The following is a 24,447-nucleotide window of genomic DNA, read 5'->3' as shown; positions in this document are numbered from 1 at the left end:
TTCTAAATAAAATTGAATTTTACTAATTGATCAATGGACAGAATTATTTATGGGTTGTATTATATTTTATAATTGATTCTTTCTTAAAAAAATCTGATTATAAATTTTTTATTTTCAATATAATCTCCTTAGATTCAAACTGTTGTGTTTTTGTTGAATTTTTGAAACCACTACTTTTATGGCTGTAATCAACTTACCTTTTGAGTCGCTGCTTTCAGATTCTGGAATAAGTCAGCTCAAGGGACAATTGGATCAAGTGCTTTCCAACCCCTCAGATACGGCTGAAATGGTTCTCGAACATTTCAAGGATGATGCCGATCTTCCAATCAAAATACCAGTAGATATAAGTAAAGTAGCCAATCAATATATCATTGAAGCAGTTGATGATCTTTTGGGTAATCCCCAAGATTTTTTTCTATATGAGTTAGAATCTGTTCTGAAGAAATTCCAAATTAAACTGAATGAATCCACAAGTCAGATCGATGAGTTTCTTATAGAAGCAGAGACGGAGTTACAGTCTTTTAGAGATAAAGTGACTGATCAATTGTCTAAAATACCATTTGAACTGGTAATTGATGACAATAATGGAGCGAAAGAGTTTTCTATCAACCAGACTCAAGTTATTGAGGCCAAAGTCCATGGCGTGGATGTGAAAATCGTTTCCACTTCTTTGACCTTTACGCTGGCACAACTATCCCAACTGCAATGCGGAGTTGAGTTACTACTTCCAGATCTAGAAAAAGAAGATGGATCGGGTCCTCATATATTGGATTTGAATTTGGCCTATGGAAATGGGGTGTTTAATGGAACAGCTCAAAATATTCCTGCAGCCCGTTTACAGGGTATTCAAGCCACCCTTAGCAATGTCACCCTAGTGATTCAAAATGGAGATTTTCAAGCAGGGACTCTGATTTCAGGTGAGCTTGTTTTTGATTTTTTAGACAATGGAAAAATTGATTTTGGTATCGCACTCCTCAATAGCGGTGAGGTAAAATATCAGGCTCAAAATCCCCAGGGCAAAGAATTAAAAAAAGGAAGTATCTCTGTTTTCTTTGAAAAAATAGAAGTCGTCACCAGTCCTTCATCAGCCAGCACAGTAGATATCCGCGGCTGGGTAGAGCTACCTGGGTTTACTGACTCTAATGCCCAAAGCCCAGTCAAGACCACGTTTTCTTTTGCCTATTTGGATCCCCATTTTGAGTTTACGGGGGCGGCTTTCAATCCCGTTCCAATTGGATTTGGAACTGTGACTTTTGATGAGGTTTTCATAAGAATTAATAAAAATGGCACGCTAAACGAAAGCAAGTGGGAGGGGAAAGTGAAGCTGCCTTTGTTTGACGATGGTCAACTGGATTTCAAATTGAATTTTGAGAATACGGCTACAAGTCGATATAAACTTCAAGTCAGTAACCCATCCAGCCAACCCCTTAGGTACGGCGGTTTTGAATTGAATCTTCAGCAATACGAAATGCTGTATGAAAACGAATCACTTCAAGACGTGACTGGAAATGGGGAATTGACTATGCCTGAGATCACGTCCGGTACGCCTATACAGGTTGACATTCAATTTGCTCGTACTGCTTCCAATGAAAATCTGACCATAGCCGTCAGCGATTTTGGCACCCCTGAAGTGGCAGGATGCAAACTGGAGTTTTCACAGATTCGATTCCTTTTTGTCAACAATGCTTTTACCAATAGTCAAATCACCGGAAAGCTCAAGCTGCCTGATACCACTGATGGTGCTGGGATTAATTTTAATCTCGATATAGCAAATCAGGGGGATGATTTTCATATCCAATTGACGGGTAGTCCTCAGGATAATCAGTTGGTTTTTGGCTCTTTAACCTTAGCCCTGAATTCCTTTGACTTGCACGTAGTTAATAAGCAGCTTGAGAGTATTGAAGGTGAAGGTCAGCTGCTTCTACCGGGGCTGAGTCAGGCATTTGACTTTGACTTTTCTGCTCAATTAAATGGCTCAAGTGCAATCTATGAAATTCAACTCAATGATGTAGAAGCAGCTATTGAAGGCTTTAGACTAAGCTTCACTCAGTTGAATCTACGCGTTGAAAAAGGACAGCAATTTCAAGCCTCGGCTAGTGGAAGCTTGACTCTCCCGGTTTTTGAGGAGGGGGGAGAACTGGATTTTGAAGTCAATTTTGATCGAAGCAAAACTTATCAAATCGAAGTGGACAGCGGAGCTCAACTGGTGAGATTTGGAGACTTTGAATTGAGACAGTTGGATTTAGAGCTGGAAGTGGACAATGGTGTCCTTCAGGATTTTTCAGGGAGCGGTGAGTTGCAGATTCCAGTTTTTAATTCAGCTTCGCAGATTTCATTTAAGTATTTCCGGGCGTTGGATCAATATAAGATCGAATCGCAGAATCCTGTGAATGTCCAATTATATGGTGGAGCGCTTCATATTTCATCCTTGGATTTTGAAATAAGGCATGGAGGTTTTCACCATGGACAAGCATCGGGTAATTTCAGACTCCCTGACGCTACTGGCGGGGCAGGTATTCAGTTTGCCTTGGAAGTAGATGACAATGGAAAAGGATATGAAATCAAACTCAGTGGAGAACCAAGTCAAAATACCATCGAATTTGGCCCTCTCAGTCTGTCATTTTCAAACTTCGAATTAAAGGTCGAGGATAAAGAGCTTAAATCGGTCAATGGGGGAGGATCGCTTTTGATCCCTGGTTTAGATGATTCTTTTAGTTTTAATATTTCCTTTGAGAAAAACGGAAGTGAGCACACTTTTATCATTCAGCTGAATGATGTTTCTGCCGATCTAGAAAGTTTCAATCTTCAGTTTGAAAAAATCAGAATTGAGACTGTTAAAGATCAGAGCTATTCGGCTGAGATCAACGGCGAAATCACCATTCCTGTCTTTGATGGTAATCCTGTGGCCTTCGATCTTGAAATTCAGTCTGATTCTTCCTATGAAATTAAAATCAACGGAGTAGGCCAAACCGCTAATTTCGGGATTTTTGAATTGAGTGATTTGGGACTGAATATCGAAGTGGAGAATGGTACGGTCAAGAATGCCACTGGAGGGGCGAAGTTTTATATTCCTGAAATTAGTCAAACCGATCAGCCATTTGCGGTTCAGGTTGATTATTCTAAAAATGGAGATGAAATTTTTGAGCTGTCAGCATCTTCCTTGCCACCGGTAGATTTGGCTGTATTCACCCTAAATATCGCCTCATTGGCTTTTTTAATTAAGAACGGGGCATTTGAATCTGCCAATCTCAGTGGGACGATGGTCATGCCTGTTTTTACTAGTGGAGGTAGTTTGAATTATGCCTTCGAAGTTGAAAACGAAGGAGACTCCTACACGGTAGAAATCGCATCATCTGGAATATTAAAGGGTAGTGGATTAGAATTAAAAGACTTGGATTTTGAACTCCTTGTTCAGGAATCAGGTCTACAGTCGATCAGTGGTCAAGCACAGTTTAAGTTGCCGGGAGGCGATAGTTTTGTCGGGGTTTCGATAAGCTATACCAAAGCAATTAATAAGTTGGCATTTGTTGCTACCTCTCTGCCCACGTTTAAAATCGGGGATATTGACTTTAATTTCAGCCAATTTGGATTTTCGATTCAAAATAGCACATTGACTGATGCGATTTTTGCGGGCAATCTGAAAATTCCTGCATGTGAACCCGGGCATGATGAGCTGGATTTTGAATTCCAGCTTTCGGATGGAAATGACTATATCATTAAAGCGAATCCTGATGAGCAGCGTACCGAGCTCAAGCTGGGGGATGTCAGTCTATTCATAGAGAAATTTGATTTACAGATTTTAAGTGGAGATTTGGAAAGCATCACTGCCGTGGCGGGCTTGGGATTCTCGGGATTTGAGCAAGAAAATGGTTCGGGGCCAGCAGAGATAGCTATCGGCTTCAGCTACGAGCAATCGACTAAGAAATACCAGATTTCACTCAGTCAAGATCAAAAAATCAAAGTTGGTGGATTTGCCTTTACGCTTAAAACGCTGAACTTAAGTTTTACCCCTGACAGTTTGGAGTATCCATTTGCTTTTGAAGGAGAGCTTGAAATACCAGGTTTGAGGGATGCGAGTGATCAGCAGGCCAAAGTGGAAATAAATTTCACAGTTCCTTCTAAAAGTAATTTTACCGGATCTATTGCAAGTACGGCTGTATTCCATCTCGGAAATGTCAAAATTTCGATTTCTTCTGTAGAAGTCGAAAAAACCGGTTCAGACATCAGTGTAGAATTAAAGGGTGAACTTGAACTAGAGGGCCTTGGAGGGGATTCAACAGCTATCGCAGTGGATATTATGATCGATAGTGAGGGGGCATTTCATGTACTGGGTGAGGTCACCCCAAGTACCAATGCACTCAAAGTGGTCGATGTGCCAAGTATTGTCCGGATTTATCTCAGTAAAATTGGCTTAAGTAGAACAGCTTCCAATGAATGGGATTTTATTTTAGGTGGTTTAATCGAAAATCAAATAGTAATTCCGGGAATGGATAATCTGCTCCCAAGTCAGATTAACCTAAAAGAGTTACAGTTTGGAAATTCCTTTGATATCGACCTTGATATCCGTTGGCCTTCAGGCCTGAGCGTTTCCTTTGGTGGAGCGCAAAGTGAGGCATTAATTCCTGTAAATGGGAAGTTTGGAAATGCAGTCAGTTTGGATGCGATCAAAATCACCTATAAAAACAATAATGCATCAGGAACAGATCTGGGGATTTCCTTTTCGGGAGCAAGCATAGTTTTAGGTCCTGTGGCCGCATCTGTGGAAGGGCTTGGGATAGAAGCGACACTGACCAAAGCCATCATCAACAATGGAATTCCTCAGGGTAATGCAAATTTTGGTATAGTCAATATTGATGTAAGGTTTAAGCCTCCAACTGGCTTGGGAGTTGCCCTCGATACTCCTGTATTCAGCGGGGGAGGATACTTATTTTTTGATGATGAAAAGGGTGAGTATGCTGGAGCTGTTGAGCTTTCCTTCATGAATATGTTTGCCGTCTCCGCAATTGGTATCATCAATAGTAAAATGCCAGATGGACAGCCAGGAACTTCGGTTTTGTTTATCGTTTCGGTAGAATTTGGGACAGGAATTGCCCTTGGATTTGGATTTTTCCTTTCAGGACTTGGGGGGATCCTGGGGATTCATCGGACTATTCAGGTAGAGCGGCTCAGGGATGGAGTTCGCTCGGGTACGATTCAGAATATTCTCTTCCCCAAAAATATAATAGCTAATATCAATAAGATTCTCACTGATATTAAAGAGGTCTTTCCAGTCAAGCGGGATCAATTTGTATTGGGACCCATGGCAGCGATTACTTGGGGTGTTCCAACTTTATTGAGAGTAGACCTAGGGATCGCGATCGAATTTGCCAATCCTGTCCGATTTGGGATTTTAGGGGTATTGCGGGTGATTTTACCTGATGAAAATGCCGCCCTGATCAAAATTCAGGTCGCATTTCTTGGAATGATTGATTTTGAGAAGGGGATGCTGAGTTTTGATGCCAGCCTGTTTGATTCTAAGGTACTGACTTTTGGGTTGGAAGGCGACATGGTCTTGAGAATAAGCTGGGGAGCAAAACCGGATTTTGTAATCTCTGTGGGCGGGTTTCATCCTAGATTCAATCCTCCTACCCATCTTCAAATCCCAATGATGAAGCGGCTGACTTTGAAGATTCTATCTGGCAATCCGCGCTTAACGCTCAGCTGTTATTTCGCCGTCACTTCCAATACCGTTCAGTTCGGGGCAGGTATTGATTTTTATTTTGGAGTTTCCGGGTTTAAAGTGGTCGGCGAGTTTGGGTTTGATGTCTTGTTCCAGTTCTCTCCCTTCCGATTTATTGCAGATGCCAGAGCAAGACTGGCAGTGAAAGCAGGAAGTACTACCTTACTGAGCTTATCGCTTGAGTTTAGCCTTGAGGGTCCAACTCCTTGGAGAGCAAAAGGTACAGCGAAGTTCAAGGTACTATTCTTCTCTGTCAAGGTTAAATTTGATGTGACTTGGGGTGATAAGCGAGATACTACTTTGCCAGACATTTCGGTCTTACCACTTCTGGTCGAGGCTTTGGAAGATATCCAAAACTGGAGAAGTGTAATCAATAACCCAAGTTCTCCAGGCTTACGAATGAAAGGCCTGGTCGATGCCGGCGACTTGATCCTCACTCCTAATGGCAGTATCGAGATCAATCAAAAAATCGTGCCCTTAAATGTTGAGATTAGCAAGTTTGGGCAATTTAATCCAGCCGACTACACCAAGTTTGAAATCATCGAAGTCAGAATCGGAAGCAGTGATGCTGACTACGGATACGTCAAAGATTCTTTCGCTTCAGCTAATTTCCTAGACCTTAAAGATAACGAGAAACTGAGCCTTCCTTCATTTAATGAGGAGGATGCCGGCGTCAAGCTCAGCGGTACAGATGCCCTAAAATGTGGCAATGTGGTAGATCGGGAGGTAGAATATGAGCAGATGGTTATGGATGAAGCGAATAATTCATTTGGTGTAGTTAAGTTAAAAGGCAAAGGATTATTTACCCGAAAAGAGAGCAACTTCTTTGCTCGTACGGGCGCAGTGGGTCAGTCTACATTATCTGCTAATCAATCCAGAATCCTCAATCCTAAAAAGGTAAAGCTGAAAAAACCAGGCTTCTCGGTGGTAGACACCGATGATCTGAGTGTCGTGTCGGGTGGACAAAATCAGTCCTACCTCAGTGCGGTCAAGAAGGCTTCAAGTGCTCAAAAAGGAACTGCAAAAAGTATACAAGTAGTAGCAAGTGATATTTTAGAATTATAAATTATGCCTAATTCAACATTAGCGAGTTATTCTTTTTTGCCTTGGGTAAGGCAAGGGCTAGGTAATGAAATCCTTGAAACCGATTTTCTAGGAAACTCCCTGCCTTCTAATGCGACCCTCGAACGGCCAGAAATTAACGTCAGTGCAAAGCTTAAGGCGACTAGAGATCAAACGACTCAAAATCATACGGTATCAAAAACTGTAAAAGTACAAGGGCCAGGAGATGTACTGGGTATCAATTCCAAATCCATCATCCGGGTTCATCCTAAGAACGGGGTAAAAAATTTCGAAACTAATAATCTTTGCTATGTGGAATTTTATGAGGAAGATTTGCCATGGCGATTTACTCCTGCCAAACCAGTGGGAAATAAACTACGACCTTGGCTTGCTTTAATTGTACTTCGGGAAAATGAGTTTGAAAAAAGCACTGGAGGTACCCCTACACCCTTTATCTCGATTACAAACGAGGCACTTCCCTTGGTGTTTTGTAATGAAAAAGACACCTATGCCTTGGCGCACGTTCATGTGCTCGAGGATTTAGGAGATAATTCTTCCCCAACTGCACCACAATTATCTCAGAAGCTGGCTCAAAATCCAGACTTGGCACTTTCAAGAGTTCTTTGTCCAAGGAAGTTAGCCTATACCCAGCCGAACCCAAGTCAAGATTATGACCCCAATACCTATCATGCTTTTTTGATTCCTGCCTTTGAGACAGGTCGGTTGGCTGGCTTGGGATTGGATACTGCTGATGTTCCAGCTCAGAAATCTTCATGGTCAAGGTCAGCCATTACTCAGGGCACCAATCCTTCAAGCTATCCATATTATCATACCTGGTCTTTCAAGGTCGATCAGGGAGGAGATTTCGAAAGCTTAGCGCAACTATTGGAAGCACGTGAACTTCCCGAAACGATCGGGAAGCGAGAGATGGATATGAAAGAGATGGGTTTTGGGATTCAGCCCATGGGAAGTGATGCTCTTGGATTTGTGGAGGGAGCTATGCGCCACCCTGATTATAAAACCGCTCCTTGGCCGATCAGTGCACAGCAATTGAAAGCTGATTTATTAGCCATACTTAATTTGTCTTTTAATCTTCAAGATACAGCAGTCTCCAGTACTCATTCATTTTTTTATTCTCCAAATGTCGAGGATGACCCGATCATTACTCCACCAGTCTATGGGAAATGGCATAAAGGAATCGAAAAGCTTTCCAATAATGGAAAAGATTGGGTTCATCAGTTGAATTTGCATCCGAGCCATCGAGCCGCCGCAGGTTTGGGCGTGCAGGTGGTCCAAAAGCACCAAGAGAAATTTATGGAAATGGCTTGGGAGCAAATAGGGGACATCAACGAGGCCAATCAAAAAATCCGTGAAAGTGAACTGATGAAGCGAACGACTAGATCACTGGCTGTTAAAAAAGTCTTTAAGCTAGACGAATTTGATTTCATTAATGCCACAGGGAAAGCCTTTGATGTGATGAAATTGGATCTCTCCAAGACTTTAAAAAAAGCCTTGAATTCATCTACAGTTCCGACTGCAATACGATCTGGGTCTTTCTTGAAAGTTGCTAATAATTTCACACCTACTGCACTTATGAATGGGGGAGTGGATGGTGCGAAAGCTGTTTTGAATAGTCAGCTCTATAAAAACCTGAACAAATCAGAAGGGACCTTAGGGAAAATCTCAGCAGCACCTAGTAAAAGAGAACCTGTTATGGTTCTGCCAGCAGTTCAGGCATTTACTGCTATCCGGTCTGTAGTTGATAACCCACCTGTGTCTTTCATGGAGAGCCTTTCAAATGCAATTTTAAAAATAAATAATGTCGGATTTGATACAGCCGATGTTATGGCGAAGATGCCCGTAGAGTTTACCTCTGATCAGAGAAAGAGAGCCGAGGATATATTAAACGGAATAAAGGAAAGGACCGAAAACGATAAGAAAACACTGCGGACATTTATAGTTGATAAAAAAGTGTTTGAGGATCGGATCAGCGAAAATTTCGATGAAGGCCTCTATGGTTCCTCCAAACAGGTGCTTTTTAAAAAAGCTCAAGCTTCAAGTTCTGAGATTGTTCAGTTTGACCAATCCGTTATCATCCAAAACAGGGCAAACTACCTCTCTAGTTTCAGTAAAAAATTTATAGCAAACCCAGAAATCAATCCCAAAGTGAAGCTTTTCAAAAGGCCAGGTAGAAGTACGCTGCCTTTGGATTTTCAGCAAACGATTCGGGTAAAACTAGATCCAAGGATAAATTTTAATCGGAAGCTGGCGGCACTTTTTGTAGGAGAAATTGCCAATAAGCATAAACCCATCATGGCTTATCCTCGATTTCCTTTCCCTGTATATAAATATCTAAAGGAGATTTCACCTGATTACGTGATCCCCAATATTTCAGAGATTGAACCCAATACTATTACCTTGATGGAAACTAATCGTGAGTTTATCGAATCTTTTTTGATCGGAATGAATCATGAGTTTTCGAGAGAATTATTGTGGAGAGAATTCCCGACCGATATGAGGGGAAGTTACTTTAGACATTTCTGGGAATATGACAATGATCCACTTGCACAGGTAGAGCCGGGAGAAGATTATGAAGCCTATGTCAATCAAGTATTGAATAATCAAAATGCCCGAGCTGATATCAGGGAGATTCACAAATGGAATAAACCACTGGGTAAAAATGAAGAGAAACCAGGGGCTGGCTTGGTGCTTTTGATCAAGGGGGACTTGCTTAGGAAGTATCCAAACACGCTGGTTTATGCACAGAAGGCTGTATACCAAAATGATAATTCAGCATTGCCTAGACAATTGAGTAATTATAAAAATCCACAAAATGTCAAATGGCCGGTCCTGAGTGGTACTATCGAACCAGATGTCCATTTCTTTGGATTTGAGCTGAGTCAAGAAGAAGCAAATGGAAATAGGTCCAATAATCCAGGATGGTTTTTTGTACTCAGAGAAAGGCCAGGACAAGTAAGTTTTGGATTAGATGATTTGGATGGAACACTCGATATGACCCCTGACAATTGGGATCAGGTTACTTGGGAACATATCGAAGGAAAAAGTGGTGTTCAACCACCCTATCTGAAAATCAAGGGCGTCAATATAAATCTTGGACCGGGAAGCAGTGGTCCGAGAGCAGCTACATGGGGGGCTAGCAGTAGTGATATGGCTTACATTCTATATCAGTCTCCCATTCTTTTTGCACGTCACGCGTCTACCATGCTAAACGATTAATGCCATGTCAATACCTCAACTCGTAGGAAAATATAACGACCCGACTTTTCATCATATTAAAGCGGCTTTTAATCAACGGAGTGATGATTATCCAGTCTTGATGCTGCCCGTCAGGCTTGAGACCAAGTTCATGAAATATTCGAGGATTATTAAGCCCGATACTTCTGGTACGATTAATATCGGAGCCATTATTCAGGATAGTTATCATTTGATTTATAAAATCCAGACCTTTTTTTTGGTTGAAAAAGAACCCACTTCATCTCAGCTTACCACTAAAAGAAACGCCTTTGCCAAGGAGCTGAAGCGACTTATTGACCAGGTTTCAAAAATAAAGGAAGCTACAAGAGCCGATAAGTTGGTATTAAGAGATGCAGGAGAGGATCTTGTCACTGTACTTAAGATTGTTGAGGAGGATACACGATATGAAGGGAAAATCAATGTTCTATCAGATGCTGCAGAGGAGCTTCTAAAGTCCATCAATCGCATCAAGACTCCTTCTCGAATAATTTTTGAAAAAGGGAAAAAATACCTCAGCGCCCTAGAAAAATTGAATAAAAGTATTGACGCGATTTTCGTCTCCAATAAGATCAATGCTGCAAAATTAGATGCTGAGTTAAAAAACATTGATCAACAGATTGATCAATTGGACTCCTTGGCAGATGCTCCCGATTTTGCAGCCACTGAGGAAATGATCAAACAAATCCAAAGTAAGATTTCCCATATCAAAAGACAGCATAAAAGCGGAAATGTGCGTCTCACTAATTTTAAAATAGGCTATACTGGGACCAAGGATTTAAAACGGGAGGAATATGAGCTTCGAAAAAAAATCAATGATTTAAAAACCCGTATTGAAAAAGAACATGTCCCTGTGGTAAAGGTCAAAGAGAAGCTAAAGACCTATCCGGTGAAACAACTGAATGCTCAGATCGTCAAAGCCAACTTTTTCTTGATGAGACAAAATCGCTTGGGGATCAAATCTTATAGTTCTTTGTCATCAGTACAAAAAGAACTGGGAACCCAGCTCAAAACCATCCATACGAATGCTAAAATTCCTCTTGAAGGCTCGCTGGAAGAAGTGAAGGAATTAAAGTCAAATTATTCAAAATTAAAATCACAACTGATCACCTATCAAAGGAATATAACAAGGATACGAGTGATCAACCCTGCCCAAAAAGCATCCTTAACCAAAATCAATAAACAGCTGAGTGCTTATCTGAACGATCTCAAAGAGCTTGATCCGAAAGTTAAAAAAATTGAGAACCAGATTCTTGCTGAAGATAAAATCAGGCTAAGTTCATATTCAGCACTCACTACTCGCCACAGTGTGCTTAATGCCCGTGATGTAATCCGACATTCTGCCACGAATGCTCCTAAAAAGCAGCTGGAAGTCTTGAATACACAGCTTATAGAACTTCAGGAAAAGATTAAAATCTCAGCATCGAATACTATTCTGCTTCCACGCAGCGAATATAATCAGTTGAAGAGCGCCTACTTTAGCCTAAGGGATCAAGTCAATAATGTACTCAAGGCCAATCCACTTCCTGAATCAGAAGAAAGCAGAGTGGCAGCGGATGCTTCTCTTGTGGCTATAGAGAATCATATTCTGGATCAGCTAGTGGACATCAATGATCCAAGAGACCGATTTTATGAAGCCCATAAGGACCGGGTAATTTTCAGAGTTCCTTCCACCGAAGTAATGGAGCTATGGGTTAGAATATTTCCCGACGATATAGCGGTTGATAATCACGATGAGCGCTTTACAGATGATGAAATTATAGTAGCTCAAGATTTTTACTACGAAGTATACAGTAAAGCAGAGTCATTTAGGAAGGAGGCTGAGAAGGGGGCTTGGCGAGCTGCGGCATCGAGCTTAGGTGTGCGTCGTGCTGCCTACGCGATCAAAACCCTTAGGCCCGAAGAAGTTTCGAAAAATGATGTAGAGCAGGTCATTAATCAGTTTGATGCATATTTGAAAAAGGAATTGGGGTATCGAGATAATGTCTTGACTAGGACCAAGTCAGAGGCTAAAATCGGAACGCTTCTGGATTCATTTAAAGGTGCTCCAAGGGAGATCAAGAAATTTTTATCACCCCAAAGATTTACAGTCTGTAGTGAAAATAAGAAGACCTTAGACGAAGCTTTATCTTATTTCAAGGAGTTGATCGATTTGATTGGAAGTTGGGTAACTACTCGCTCTTCAGCTGAACAAAAAGCGAGTTTGAAGCAGCTAGCAGTCTATATAAATGAATCGGGAAAAATTGTTTATGAGTTTTATAAGTCAAACTTAATGTCACTGAATGAGCCCTTCCGGCCCAATCTCACTTTTCCTAAAGTAGAGAAAAAAGATAAAAGCTGGGATCGGGCAGGAATGACAAAGGCGATGCCTGACCGATTTGTAGTAGTGACCAAAAGAGGGAATGATTATCAACATATCGTCACAGGTAAAACCATTCCGAATCCGCTACCCTTGAGCCTTGACCCGAGTGGTAATCAGTTTGAACAATTTAATCATTTGGCTAATGGAGACTTGGAAGTGCCTAAGGAACTCAGCTGGATGTTTGATTTTGAAGCAGCGGTAGAGGCGGGTATGGGTGTGAAGATACCCTTGGACAAAACAGACTTTGACGAAGGGTTTGATCTAGTGATGGCCTATGGTGTCCAAAATAAGGATGCTAAGAAAAGTCAAGATCTAATTAATCAGCTTTTTACTAATCATCTCTACTCTGAGGGTGGATTTGAATATCTTCCGCTGGGCACGGCAACCAATAATACGGAAAAAGTGAAATCTCCTTATCGTGCGCTGGATAATGATTTTGATGCTGCTTATGAGGTGTTTTTTGGGGATAAGCCAGAAGTATATCCCAGTAGCTTCGATGATGCAAACGAGTTGTCGATTTCTGATGGTCAGTTTTTTCAGGAAGCATTGGGGTTGCCTATCGATTTGACAAATCTTATCCGAAATTATGATAAGAAGGATATTTGCCATGGCAGAGCAATGAATCGAGCACTATTTGGATCTACACTTAAATATTATTTTAGGGTAATGGTGAATAATCTTCTGGAGAATTATGATATCAACCAGACGATGCTCTTTATGCTTCATCATGTTTCCGCTATCGGAACGCTTCCTGTTTTCAGAGTGGATAATCAGCCTTATGGAGTGATACCTGTGAGTCCGGTGAAGCTTTTTAAATCTCAAGGGGCATTGAAAAAAGGAACAGAATCAAATTATATCAAGAATCTGACCTTGTTCTTAAAGCAGACCAAAGTGGCTTTTGAAAATTTCCCCCATCGTCCTATCACGATCAATAGTTCTGAATACAGTAGCAATCCGCAGGGCCAGTTTATGAAAATACTGGGCTTGGAGCCTTTTTCGAAAGAGTTTTTCTTCCGATTTGGCGTCAATGCAGCCAATAGGTGGCAGGATCCAGATGGAGGAGAGGGCCTGGGGTTTACCGTAAACTGGGACCTAACTCATGATGCTTTTGGTCCAAGTAAGGTTGCCAATACCTACAGTCAGCTTCTTCAAGGCTTAGGACATACCTCGACTAATCTCCGTAATAATGCGATTTCAAAATCCCCGATTTATAAAAACAGATTCTCAGAGGGCAATTTTATATTGGGACATTTGGTACAAGATCCAAGATTAGGGAATAATCTTGCGCAGACTGACAAGGAGTTTAACTACATAGAATGGTTAACCCAAGCACCGGTTTTAAATCAAATTACCCAACTGAAGTATTCTGATTTGCCCAAGGTGGAAGTAGAAGGTGAAACACAAGTCCAGTATTCTGTTTTAATGGCCTTGTTACGTGGGGCATTGGTCTATGATCGGTCTACTTATGCTACTAATGCTATGGATGTTTTGAAGGACTTGGATGTAGGGACTTTGGAGCGTCTTTTGGCTTCTCATATTGACTTGGTGAGTTATAGACTTGATGCTTGGTTGACAGGATTGTCTGATTTCCGATTAAGGGAGTTGAGAAAAGTGAAGTCTTCGGGGACCTACCTTGGTGCGTATGGTTTTGTCCATGATTTGAGAAGAGAGAAATCCCCACATGAAGTCGTCTCTGCTTTGCCCGAGGGCCTAGAATCTTCAAATGGACAACCAGTCACTCGGCTGCCGGATAGTCAGGGATTTATTCATGGTCCAAGTATGAATCATGCTGTAACAGCGGCTGTATTGAGAGCGGGTTATAATTCAATAAAAGCCAAAGGGGATACTAATAATGCGCTAGCCATCAATCTTACATCAAGCAGAATCCGAAAGGCACTTCATCTTTTAGAGGGTGTCGGAAATGGCCAAGAAATAGGGGCACTTCTAGGGTACATGTTTGAACGAGCCCTACATGAAAAATACAAAGATGGCCAAGGTAAACCCTTGGAAATGGATAAATACATTTATCGATTAAGACGAAAATTTCCAACCTATTCGGATGACTCTGTAGATCCCCAAGATACTACTCAGACAGAATCCCTCAAAGCGGCAAATGTGGTGGATGGGTTAGCATTGATTGATCATTTTGAAGAATTCTTGGGTAAATCAGGTCTTTTGGATCCCAATAAAACTTTGGTGGATAATATTATCAATGAGGGAGTAAACCCTACAGGTTTCAGAGGATATCCATGGAATCTAGCTAGCCAAGTTCCAAACCCTAGTAACCCCGGCGCTGGCTCCACTCCAGCATTAGAGCGTAAAAAACTCAAAGCTATTATTCATGAGCTGGATAATATGGCGGATGCATTTGATGCACTGGGGGACCTGATGACCGCAGAGGGAGTTTATCAATTGGTGCGAGGGAATCATGTAAAGGCAAGTGCCGTGCTAGATGCCATAGCTGAAGGAAAGGTTAACCTGGATCCCGATATTATCAGGAGTATGAGACAAGGTGTCATGGTAACACATCGTGCTCTAGTTCAAATACCCCTTGTTAAGACCACGAATTCTCCTTGGTCTGGGGTGACTTTAAGTCCTAGGGGTAAAGCCGAGCCATCCATTAATCATTGGCTTGCTTCCAAAATTGGAGATCCTACTAAGATTACGTGGAAGGTAAAAATTGATGGAGTCGAATCTGAAATGAATTTATTGGATCTAGATCTTCAACCCATAGATTTGGTATTACTTATTGTGACTGGCGGAGAAGATAGTCAGCAGGAGTTAAAAGCGAGGTGTTTAGATTTTTTGAGAGATTCAGGGATCAAGGTAGACCTCGAGATCGAATTGCTTTTCAATGCTCCGGCTGCCCCTTCAGATTTGAGTTTCGGAGAAGTAGTTTCTTTACTTCAGCATTTAGGAAAGATAATCGGTGCATCTCGTTCTGCTGATGCCAGAGACTATAGAGTGCCGGAAGAGGAAATCAATTTTGGTATGGAATCAGCCGGTGTGGATACGCAGAATCTTTTAGAGAGGATGAAAAAAACCTATGCGGATTACAGGGATTTGTTGGATGTGATATCGCCATTTGAATCAGGTAAGACAAGTTATAGCCCTGCTGAAAAAGAAGTAGCCTTTAATTCCTTAAAGACACTTAGTGTATTTGGTTTTTCTGGATTTTATCCCTCAGACCCGGAGGAAGATATTTTAGTAATGGCACAACGATTAGTATCTGCAAAAGCTAAAATGTTAGAAAATTTAGCTTTCGCAGACACGAAATTTGCAGAATTCGAATTAGAAGCGGATCAGTCCAAGTGGCTGGAGTTTAGTGTTGAGTTTTGTAAGAAATTCTTCGGGAGTGGGTTTAAAATGCTGCCTGAAATTACCGTCAGCAATGAAAGTGATATCTCTGCTCAGTTGACTTTGCCACTTTCTGAAGGGCCATTTAGAAATCAAGAAAGTGAATTGTTTCTTGAAGATTGGTGGTCTGAGATTTCCCATGTCCGAAACCGGCTTTCTCATTTGGAGACGGCTTCTATGCTTGATGAAGTTTTACATGGAAATTCTATCAGTTTTAAACCCGTGCAGTTACCATTTGATATGAACAATCTTCCGCAGGTTTCTGATCGAGAGTATTGGTTGGGTGCAGAGTACCCGCAAGATTTTGAACCTAATGGAGATAGACTGTCTTTGTTGATTTTTGGGTATGAAGCTTTGCAGCAAAAATCTTGTGCCCTGTTTTTGGATGAGTGGACCGAGATAATCCCCGACCAGAAGCAAACGACCGGTCTGGCCTTTCATTTCAACCAACCGGATTCTCGTGCTCCTCAAAGTTTGTTATTGGCAGTGCCTCCTGAGAAAAAGGGGAAGTGGGACTTTGAGGAGTTGGCCTTGTGTGTCGAAGAGGCCTTTAATTTGAGTAAATTAAGGTCCATTGAGCCTGACCATGTAGAGGAGTCCATGTATTCACAGCTTTTACCCGCTACATCGGCATTGGCATTTGGAGATGATGAATTTGCAAGGAAGCTGGCCGAATCAGATGAGGACAGCAGCAATAATTCACAGCAAGGTGACGAGCAAAAGCTCGGTTTTTATATAGACTTTACCAGTGTCAATGATGGATTTGAACCCGAAGAATCATGATAAAATACGATCCTTGTGAGCCCTTTAGGGCATATAATCGACTAGAAGGAAGGCCTAGGGAAGAAGAACTAGAAGATGCTTTAGCGGCCAAAGTTCATGATCCCCTCTGGATGTTAGCTAGACAATATCAGTTTGGAGAGCTAAAAGGGGAGGATGCAGGTTCAGCCATTTTTGCTAAGGTGGCAATTAATACCGTGCGGATGACTGGCTTTTCGAAAGCTAACGGTCCAAAACAAGCCTATTCAGAGGATATACCATTAGAGACCCGTGTTGAGCGACTGATTCCTACCATTGATTTAAAAAAAGCGACTCAATTGGGAAGAAAATTCCTTCAGATTTTAGATAATGAAGGAAGCAAAGCTCCTCAATCTCAAAGCTACGCTCAGGGCGAATATCGAAAAGCATTGATTGATAAATTCCCATTCTCTGTTCCAGAGATTTCACATCAAGAGAATGCTTCTGAAACGACAGCAAAAGCGCGAGTATTAAGCTTACAACAAGCTACTTCGTTTTTGCGCTCCGTGGCAGGAAGAGCACTCAATGGCGCGCGCTTATGGGATTTTCTTTCTGGGGATTTTTCTAAGGTGAGTAGCCTAGTTCTTTCCGCTAATCAGACAGCTACCACGGATAAATTTATTGCATTAAAACACAAAAATATTGCTCAAGAAGCCGCTAAAAGATGGATAGCCTTTGTGCGTAAGGAACTGAATTTACCAGAAAGTAAGGAAGAAAACTGCTGGTACCCTGAGCGTCTGGAATACAGCTTTAAAACATATGTCGATGAAGGCAATGATGGCGAAACAGAACTGAATGCGGAAGAGTATTTTCAAGGGCATTTGGATTGGTATTCTTTTGATATCAGTAAAAAGAACTCTAGCCAGAGAAAAACTTTTGATCAAAATATAAAAAAACGAGAAGTACTTACCATGATTCCAACCGAAGCTTCTTTTGCCGGAATGCCGGCCTCGAGATGGTGGGAAATGGAAGATGGTTCTATTGATCTGGGTAATCTCAAAGCATCTGACACGGATATTGCAAAAATTTTAGTAACTCAATATGCCCTTCAATACAGCAATGATTGGCTTTCCATACCTTATGATGTTCCGACTGGAAGTTTTGCAGAGGTGGAGGGAGTGCTCGTGCGAGACACCTTTGGGTTAAATTATTTTGTAGAACCGGCACATCAAGCAGGGAATGACTGGAATGACTGGAACATGTATTCGCTGACTGTCGAGAAGGGAGAATTTGAGATACCTGAATTTGATAAGCGAATATTGCTCCCACCTGCCATAGCGAGAACCCTTGAAAGTGATTCTTTGGAGGAAATTAAATTTATCAGGGATGAGATGGCAAATTTGGTCTGGGCGATTGAGACCAGAGTGCCTGATGGGCTTGGAGAAGCTTTAGATGGATACGAAGCAGCAGGGAATTTGGCTGGATTATTTGAAAAAATGAAAGAAAAAGCAGCTGTTCCAGATGAAATAAATTTACCAGAAGTCAATTTAGAAACCATCTATAACAAGGCATCGACTTATAAGTCAGCATTGAAATATCAGTTGGGTAATAGCGTGAGTGAAAACTGGATTCCTTTTATACCTGTTCATCAAGCAGGCTCTAATCGTGAAATTCATTTTCAAAGGGCCTCCATGCCACGAATTCATGAGCTTTTCGCACCTCATGCCATCCGTCCCAGGACGGAATTATTAAGGGCTGGAATTAATGAGCTAGATGACCAAAATTCAGCACTTTTTATAAATGAGGAAGAAGTCCCGAGGGCCGGCGTGAAACTGACCGCTACCTATCAAAGAACTAGATGGTATCAAGGTAAAATAGTGACCTGGTATGGTAGAAGAAAGCGAACAGGAAGAGGAGAGGGTAGCAGCGGTTTAAGATTTGATTTGGTCTTGGAAAACAATTCATAAAGTATTAAATTAGAGAAAATTGAGAAACTAAACTTTAGTAAAAATAAACGCACTTCGGTGTCGGAATCTGAGCAATTAAGAGAAGAAAACGGAAAATTGAAGTCTGATAACAGCATAACAACGAGTAATGCAATGAATCTCTTTGGCACAGTAGCGTCTTCTACGGGAGACGCATTTATTTTATCCTTTAGTCAGTTGTTTTAAATAAATTCAAGAGTTTTTCTGCTGTTTCAGAAACTGCATCGTTTTCTATTTGGTACAGTAAGTCCTCATTTGAAGTACTTTGATAGGAAATTGAATTGTCAAAATATTCCAGTAGGCCTTCGGCGACTTTGGCATATTGTTTTTTGTCTAAATCCCGCTTTATTTCCAAGGATTTATCTTTACCTAGTCTTGATTTGAGGCTTTCTATACCTCGGCCTAATTCCCTGTCATTTACTCCGGCATAATCATTTACAAGGCGATTTATTCGTTTTGCTTTAGAAAGTGTGATTAATACTTTTTTTGAATTTTCCATTTGATTCATAATTCCTAAAGGGATTATATTTTTCCCCAAACTCGGCAGTTCAAATTCAGTGAAAATGGGGTGGGAAGGATTAAAGCGGCTTAAAATTGCTGCAAGTTTTATCTCAAAGCTCTCTTGAGGGGTTTGCTTGAGCTGATATAGATTTCCGAAAGTAGAGCCTCGGTGATTGGCTACTTGTTCTAAATTTAGTACTTGCTTTCCTTTAGTTTTTAATTCGGACAAAACATCACTTTTTCCTACACCTGTCTTTCCATATAAGACGACAAAATTAAATGGTTGATCAAAGATTGCCTTTGCTTCATTGAGAAGCTTTTTTACTCCTCCTTTATAAATAAAAATTGGATGATTCGGCCGAAAATGTTGCCAAATAGCTTGACTCACAAGGTGGGGAGCCTCATCAAATAAAAGTAAGGGTTTGTTGGAATTCATATCTTTTTCAAGATTAATCACCTTTTTCATTAGTTCTTGACCAATGTTGGATTGAAATCCTTTTCGCTTAAGTTGCAGTAGTTCTGATTTGGTTAAAAAAAATATGGGTTTAAAAAGTGGGTTGGGGATAGCTTGAATAGACTCTTGATCTCGGGTGTCTAGACAGTGAAAATTTTGACTTTGTCCAATTATCGAATCGATGTATTTAACTTGTTTCATTCAGGAATACTTTTGGATAATTTAATCAATTATCAATTTCTCTTATAGATCATTAGGAATCTTTCTTCAGGATTTTAAGAAAGGAAGCTTTGATTGTACCTTTGAGGAAAGAATTTTAAACACCATGAACATCCGTCCCCGTAGAAATCGAAAGTCCCAAGCAATTCGCAATTTGGTAGAAGAAACTTCACTATCTGTGAAGGATCTTATTTTCCCAATGTTTTTGGTACAAGGTTCGGGTAAGAAAATTGCTGTGGACTCGATGCCAGGGATTTATCGGTTTTCCATTGATACTATGCTCAGGGAAATAGAGTCCTGCATGAAGTTGGGGATTGAAGCAATTGATGTTTTTCCTGCATATCCAGAAGAGTTAAAAAACACTACAGCCACAGAAAGCTATAATCCGGAGACATTTTACCTCAAAGGCCTTCGTGAAATAAAAAAAGAATTTCCTGAAATCTGCCTGATGTCTGATGTAGCCATGGACCCTTACAGTAGTGATGGTCATGATGGATTGGTAAAGGATGGGAAAATTCTCAACGATGAGACATTGGAGATTTTGGGAAGGATGTCGTTAGCGCAAGCTGAAGCAGGAGTGGATATCTTGGGCCCATCCGATATGATGGATGGAAGGGTAGGCTATATTCGTCAAATTTTGGACGAAAATGGGTTTACCGAAACGTCGATTATGTCATACACAGCTAAATATGCCAGTGCTTTTTACGGACCTTTCCGCGATGCCTTGGACTCTGCGCCTAAATTTGGAGATAAAAAAACCTATCAGATGAATCCTGCCAATAGTCAGGAAGCCCTAATTGAAGCTGAACTTGATACGCAAGAAGGAGCAGATTTTTTGATGGTAAAGCCAGCCTTGGCCTATTTGGATATTATTCAGCTTTTGCATACTAATTTTCCTTTGCCCATAGCGGCTTACAATGTTTCCGGTGAATATTCTATGTTGAAGGCATCTGTAGAGCGAGGTTGGTTAGAAAATGATCGGGCAATGGTAGAAATGCTCACCAGTATCAAGCGTGCCGGAGCAAAAATTATCCTAACCTACTTTGCTAAGGAATATGCTCAGTTGGTAATTGGGAAATAAAAAAAGCGCTTTTGGTAGAAATGTGATAGGGTAGAGTTAAAGGTCTTGCTCTCGCTCAAGCATCAAAATAGCTCCCTGAGAAACAATAAAGTACTTTTCTCCTTCATAAATCACTTCATGAGCTCCGGAGAGCAGGAATATTGCTAAATCTCCTTCTTTGGCTTGTAGTGGCACATACCTGACTTTTTCTTCATTATCCATCCATGGCTCATGATCTTCTACAGGCATGGGAATGGGGTATCCGGGACCGGCTTTAATGATATACCCTTGCTGAACTTTTTCCTTTTCTTGGACTCCTGGAGGAAGATATAGCCCTGACCCGGTTTTTTCATTAGGCTTTTTTAATCGGATCAAAACCCGATCACCTACTACAATCAATTTTGTCAATTTATTATCTGCTGTCAGCTTCATGAGTTAATTATCTAGCGTTAAGAAGTAAGAGCCAAGATTCTAGATTTTCATCTTGACTCTTGGCTCTCTATTTTAAGTAGATTACTGTCAGCAGACTGTAATCTATCTGTTGGTTTAGTATTCTTACTTTTTGTCTTCGTTTACTTCTTCGTAATCCACGTCAGAAACTCCGTCGCCTGATTCGTTGCTTTCAGCACTTGCGCCCGCATCTGCTCCAGGTTGTGCTCCCGCACCTTGGGTGGCATTGTAAATTTCTTGGGAAGCTGCTTCCCAAGCTTTATTCAAGCCTTCCATGGCAGTGTCGATTCCTGCTAGATCTTGAGATTGATGAGCTGATTTAAGCGTTTCCAAGGCGCCTGTTATGGCTGTTTTATTTCCTTCTGAAAGCTTGTCACCGTATTCTTTCAGCTGCTTTTCAGTTTGGAAAACCAAGCTATCTGCAGAATTCAGCTTATCGATTTTTTCTTTCTCTGCTTTGTCTGTAGCTGCATTAGCTTCCGCTTCTTTCTTCATTCGGTCAATTTCTTCCTGAGAAAGTCCTGAAGAAGCTTCGATCTTGATTTTTTGCTCTTTTCCAGTTCCTTTATCTTTTGCTGATACATTCAGGATACCGTTGGCATCAATGTCAAAGGTTACTTCGATTTGAGGTACCCCCCTTGGTGCTGGCGGAATGTCTGAAAGCTGGAATCTTCCGATGGTTCTGTTATCCTTGGCCATGGAGCGTTCACCTTGAAGCACGTGAATGTCTACTGCAGGCTGATTATCAGCGGCGGTGGAGAACACCTCAGACTTCTTGGTAGGAATGGTCGTATTAGACTCGATCAGCTTAGTGAAGACCCCACCCATAGTTTCGATACCTAGAGAAAGAGGGGTAACGTCTAATAGAAGTACATCCTTCACTTCTCCAGTCAATACACCACCTTGGATAGCAGCACCGATGGCCACTACTTCATCCGGGTTTACACCTTTAGAAGGCTTTTTGCCGAAGAATTTTTCAACTTCTTCCTGAATTTTTGGGATTCGTGTAGATCCGCCTACCAAAATTACCTCATCTATGTCAGATGGATTCATTCCGGCATCTGCCAAAGCCTTCTTGCAAGGATCCATTGATCTCTTGACCAGATTCTCAGACAATTGCTCAAATTTTGATCTGCTCAGATTGGTTACTAGGTGCTTTGGACCGGATTGAGTAGCCGTGATATAAGGCAGGTTGATCTCTGTGGAAGACGAACTAGAAAGTTCGATTTTGGCCTTTTCAGCAGCTTCTTTCAATCTTTGAAGAGCCATAGGATCTTGTTTCAGATCAATGTCCTCTTGCGATTTAAATTCATCAGCTAGCCAGTCAATGATCACTTGATCAAAGTCGTCACCACCCAAATGAACATCACCATTTGTAGACTTTACTTCAAAAACCCCGTCGCCCAATTCCAATACAGAAATATCAAATGTACCACCGCCAAGGTCATACACCGCGATTTTCATATCTTGGTTTTTCTTGTCCATACCGTAAGCTAAAGCTGCGGCAGTAGGCTCATTGATGATTCGCTTCACTTCAAGTCCCGCGATCTGTCCAGCTTCTTTGGTAGCTTGGCGCTCAGAGTCATTGAAATATGCAGGAACAGTAATCACTGCTTCTGTTACTTCTTGTCCCAAGAAATCCTCAGCTGTGCTCTTCATTTTCTGAAGAATCATAGCTGAAAGCTCTTGAGGAGTGTAGGATCGATCTCCTATTTTCACTGCAACGGTATCGTTGGGTCCTTGCTCCACTTTGTAGGAGGCATGTTTTTTCTCATCAGAAACCTCAGAGAATTTTTTACCCATAAACCGCTTTACGGATGAAATGGTATTGGCAGGGTTGGTGATAGCCTGACGTTTAGCAGGATCACCTACTTTTCTTTCTCCATTTCCATTATCAAGAAAAGCCACAATTGATGGAGTGGTTCTTCTTCCCTCACTGTTTTGGATGACTACAGGTTCATTACCCTCCATTACTGCTACGCAGGAGTTGGTGGTACCCAAGTCAATGCCTATAATTTTTCCCATGATTATGAATTTTATTTTAGTTGCTTATTCGATATGCCTCTCCTGCTTCAAGGCTTGTGCCATCTCATTTTCAATAAATTTTTGTGTCAGATTGTCAGAGAAGTTGGCAGATTTTTAGTTTATCCGGCTAGTTTTGACACAGTCCTACGGAATGTTGTCGTGATTTTGACAGTTTTTTGCTTTAAGTCGATGCAACCTATGCCACTGGATCTTCATCTTGTCCATGAGATGAAAGCAAATTCAAAAAGTGTTCTAAAAGAAAAGCTACGCTGGCTGCTCGCCTTGGTTATTTTATCCCTGTTTATTTTGAGTAAAAATAGTGTAAACATTAGAGAGCTGGAGAGCTTTGATTTATCAAAAATTCTTGAGAATACCTGCGGGGAATTCCTGCAGGAAGTTTAATATTGAATGAGAATACAGGAAATATGACAAAAGAGCTTAGGGTCCAAGATATTTTTATTTATCCAATCAAGTCTTTAGGAGGCATTCGGTTAACAGAGGCCGAGGTGTGTGAAAGGGGCTTTCTTCATGACAGGAGGTGGATGCTAGTGACCCCCGACGGTATGTTTGTTTCTCAGAGAAAGCATCCCAAATTAGCCTTGCTTCAAGTGGAGTTGAAGGGACAGGCCTTGTTTGTCTCGGAGAAATCTGCGACTGATAATTCTATTTTAATCCCCTTTGACCAAGTTACTGCCGATGAGATTTCCGTGACAGTTTGGGATGATCAAATGATGGCTCGGCGAGTTGGTGAAGAATACGATCAATGGTTTTCTGATTATTTGGGTTTTGAGGTTTTTTTGGTGAAAATGACTGATCAAACCCGACGTCAAGTCAGTCCAAAATATGCAGTTAATCAAGAGTCTGTCAGTTTTGCCGATGGGATGCCTTATTTGATTATCGGGCAGGCTTCGCTAGATGAGTTGAATTCTCGGCTGGAATCCCCTGTGAAGATGGATCGTTTTAGACCGAATATCGTCTTTTCCGGCGGGGGAGCTTTTGAAGAGGATGGGCTCAAGCAGATTCAACTTGGTGAAGTGTCTTTTCAAATCGTCAAGCCCTGTGCTCGATGCGTCATGATAACAGTGGATCAGCAGAGTGGAGAAGCTGGAAGAGAGCCGCTCAGAACGTTGGCAGCTTATCGATCATTTAACCACAAGGTACTTTTTGGTCAAAATATGGTTGCCTTAGCCGAGGGTGTGATAAAAGTGGGGGATCTCATTAAGGTGATAGCCTATAAAGATTGAAAAAGGCTGTCCTTTTAGT

General features: G+C 41.3%; 10 protein-coding genes. 7 read left to right on the top strand and 3 right to left on the bottom strand.

Translation table 11 applies throughout. The features are described 5' to 3' along the window. Positions 1-178 precede the first annotated feature (178 nt). The 4 genes from BLQ57_RS06470 to BLQ57_RS06455 are packed head-to-tail and all read left to right on the top strand — an operon-like array spanning position 179 to position 18,457. Positions 179-6,784 carry a DUF6603 domain-containing protein gene (locus BLQ57_RS06470; RefSeq protein WP_087938515.1) on the top strand — a complete coding sequence of 2,202 codons (6,606 nt, stop codon included), beginning with the start codon at positions 179-181 and terminating at the stop codon, positions 6,782-6,784. Between the two features lie 3 nt (positions 6,785-6,787). After that, a complete protein-coding gene (locus BLQ57_RS06465) occupies positions 6,788-10,018 on the top strand; it encodes a hypothetical protein (protein WP_087938514.1) in 3,231 nt (1,076 codons plus the stop codon). Positions 10,019-10,022: 4 nt separating this feature from the next. Continuing rightward, the gene (locus BLQ57_RS06460) at positions 10,023-16,535 is read left to right on the top strand and encodes a coiled-coil domain-containing protein (RefSeq protein WP_139162677.1); all 6,513 of its coding nucleotides are present in this window, start codon (positions 10,023-10,025) and stop codon (positions 16,533-16,535) included. Further along, positions 16,532-18,457: a hypothetical protein gene (locus BLQ57_RS06455; protein WP_087938512.1), complete on the top strand. Its 1,926-nt coding sequence runs from the start codon at positions 16,532-16,534 to the stop codon at positions 18,455-18,457. Before BLQ57_RS06460 ends, BLQ57_RS06455 begins: the two co-directional genes overlap by 4 nt. A 187-nt stretch (positions 18,458-18,644) precedes the next feature. Here the strand turns inward: BLQ57_RS06455 and BLQ57_RS06450 are convergent, their stop codons facing one another. Further along, positions 18,645-19,442 carry a tRNA 2-selenouridine(34) synthase MnmH gene (locus tag BLQ57_RS06450; protein WP_139162676.1) on the bottom strand — a complete coding sequence of 266 codons (798 nt, stop codon included), beginning with the start codon at positions 19,440-19,442 and terminating at the stop codon, positions 18,645-18,647. 313 nt (positions 19,443-19,755) lie between these two features. Between BLQ57_RS06450 and hemB the strand changes: the two genes are divergently transcribed. Next, the gene (gene hemB / locus BLQ57_RS06445) at positions 19,756-20,730 is read left to right on the top strand and encodes a porphobilinogen synthase (protein ID WP_087938510.1); all 975 of its coding nucleotides are present in this window, start codon (positions 19,756-19,758) and stop codon (positions 20,728-20,730) included. A 36-nt stretch (positions 20,731-20,766) separates the two neighbouring features. Here the strand turns inward: hemB and BLQ57_RS06440 are convergent, their stop codons facing one another. Next, positions 20,767-21,141, bottom strand: coding sequence for a co-chaperone GroES (locus BLQ57_RS06440; RefSeq protein ID WP_087938509.1), 375 nt, complete (start codon positions 21,139-21,141; stop codon positions 20,767-20,769). Positions 21,142-21,264: 123 nt separating this feature from the next. Next, positions 21,265-23,184: a molecular chaperone DnaK gene (gene dnaK, locus BLQ57_RS06435; protein WP_087938508.1), complete on the bottom strand. Its 1,920-nt coding sequence runs from the start codon at positions 23,182-23,184 to the stop codon at positions 21,265-21,267. Positions 23,185-23,265: 81 nt separating this feature from the next. Here dnaK and BLQ57_RS06430 point away from each other — a divergent pair, with 81 nt between their 5' ends. Continuing rightward, a complete protein-coding gene (locus BLQ57_RS06430) occupies positions 23,266-23,586 on the top strand; it encodes a hypothetical protein (RefSeq protein ID WP_139162675.1) in 321 nt (106 codons plus the stop codon). A gap of 23 nt (positions 23,587-23,609) precedes the next feature. Beyond that, positions 23,610-24,428, top strand: a complete 819-nt coding sequence (locus tag BLQ57_RS06425; protein WP_087938581.1) for an MOSC domain-containing protein — start codon at positions 23,610-23,612, stop codon at positions 24,426-24,428. The last annotated feature ends 19 nt before the right edge of the window (positions 24,429-24,447 follow it).

This window comes from Algoriphagus faecimaris (assembly GCF_900101705.1).
GTDB classification, from domain to species: domain Bacteria; phylum Bacteroidota; class Bacteroidia; order Cytophagales; family Cyclobacteriaceae; genus Algoriphagus; species Algoriphagus faecimaris.
Note: the sequence above shows the minus strand (reverse complement) of the source record. Positions and strands in the feature narration are given on the sequence as shown.

What these genes read in the sequence shown, in the direction of transcription:
- BLQ57_RS06470 (WP_087938515.1), top strand. Translation starts at nt 179, where the DNA reads ATGGCTGTAATCAACTTACCTTTTGAGTCGCTGCTTTCAGATTCTGGA.
- hemB (WP_087938510.1), top strand. Translation starts at nt 19,756, where the DNA reads ATGAACATCCGTCCCCGTAGAAATCGAAAGTCCCAAGCAATTCGCAAT.
- dnaK (WP_087938508.1), bottom strand. Translation starts at nt 23,184, where the DNA reads ATGGGAAAAATTATAGGCATTGACTTGGGTACCACCAACTCCTGCGTA.
- BLQ57_RS06455 (WP_087938512.1), top strand. Translation starts at nt 16,532, where the DNA reads ATGATAAAATACGATCCTTGTGAGCCCTTTAGGGCATATAATCGACTA.
- BLQ57_RS06460 (WP_139162677.1), top strand. Translation starts at nt 10,023, where the DNA reads ATGTCAATACCTCAACTCGTAGGAAAATATAACGACCCGACTTTTCAT.
- BLQ57_RS06440 (WP_087938509.1), bottom strand. Translation starts at nt 21,141, where the DNA reads ATGAAGCTGACAGCAGATAATAAATTGACAAAATTGATTGTAGTAGGT.
- BLQ57_RS06450 (WP_139162676.1), bottom strand. Translation starts at nt 19,442, where the DNA reads ATGAAAAAGGTGATTAATCTTGAAAAAGATATGAATTCCAACAAACCC.
- BLQ57_RS06465 (WP_087938514.1), top strand. Translation starts at nt 6,788, where the DNA reads ATGCCTAATTCAACATTAGCGAGTTATTCTTTTTTGCCTTGGGTAAGG.
- BLQ57_RS06425 (WP_087938581.1), top strand. Translation starts at nt 23,610, where the DNA reads ATGACAAAAGAGCTTAGGGTCCAAGATATTTTTATTTATCCAATCAAG.